Here is a 1,131-nt window from a genome sequence, read left to right as displayed (position 1 = left end):
AGTATGCCGAGATTCCAAATAGATTTGTAAGAGGAAACAGTGATGTCCAGCATGCGATTGTAGCACACGCTCCGACGGCAACGTCCTGAACTTGGAACGGTGTTGATTTGATTTTTAGATTAACTCCAAATAGCGACACATTGACACTACTTTTCAAATAGACTCGCTCTTCCTCGCCATCTTTGATTGGATAGGGTGTCAAAAGAGTTTTTCCTATCAGATTGTGGCCGTTTATGTCTTTTATTGGTTTTAGTACAATAAAGCCCAGATAACTTCTCTTTAGTTTCGTGAAAAATTTTTGATCGCCGGATCTCAATGCTTCTTTGAACTCTTCATCGGTAAACCTGATCGCGAAAAAATGGTATCTGGTCGTATACTTCTTATGCACATCAAATGAACGAGCATAAAATTTTGAATAGTCAATGAGATAGTCCTTGTCGATGTAATCTTCTTCTTTGACAAATGTTTTTGCGCGAATTGCAGTAAGATATGAGCGTAAGTAATGTCCGACCGCGGAGTTTCCGGTTGGGCTTGGTTCGTCTTCAAAAGAATAAACTAAAGGTGTATCTCGAGAATTTTCTGCCATTGAGATCTTCCGTTTTATACGGTGAATGGTTTGAGCAGATCGTCTTCCGACAATTTGCTGATCTTATGGTGTAAGTGCTCTGCTTCTCTTATGACTTCAGGACACAGAATTTTATCAAACTCGTTTTTTAGCGCATACAACTTGGGATCAACTTTCATCGGAACCACACATCCTCTCCACCGCTTATCTCTACCCAGCAGAACATTGGATGTAAACTTCCTATTGGTAGGCGGTTGAAAGGATATATCTTTTCGGCAGGGATTAGCGGGATAAATGGTATTGTATGAATCCCTGTATATATGTCTGCCTAATTCATGATGCTCTACCTTGCATTATTACGTTCACTAAATTGACTCTATTAATTCGATGGCATATGCAATTCTAATTCGATTATAGATCATAATATCAGCAGAAAATGGCAGTTATGAGCAGCGGTCCGAAAATAAATCCACCTGCATACAACACCGCTCCTGCCCACCATCTATTGAACAGTGTAACGATCTCAAGTAGCGCAACGGCTGATGTGATAAATGATGCAAGGGCAA

General features: G+C 40.1%; 1 protein-coding gene. It reads right to left on the bottom strand.

Features of this window, described 5'->3' with window-relative positions; translation table 11 throughout:
* Positions 1–586 (bottom strand): hypothetical protein (locus tag EI28_RS14260; protein WP_197018534.1); only part of this gene is annotated, 586 nt, incomplete at its 3' end.
* Positions 587–1,131: the final 545 nt, after the last annotated feature.

The sequence above is a fragment of the Methanoculleus sp. MH98A genome (assembly GCF_000691865.1).
Classification (GTDB): domain Archaea; phylum Halobacteriota; class Methanomicrobia; order Methanomicrobiales; family Methanoculleaceae; genus Methanoculleus.
This window is presented reverse-complemented; position numbering and strand designations above follow the sequence as displayed.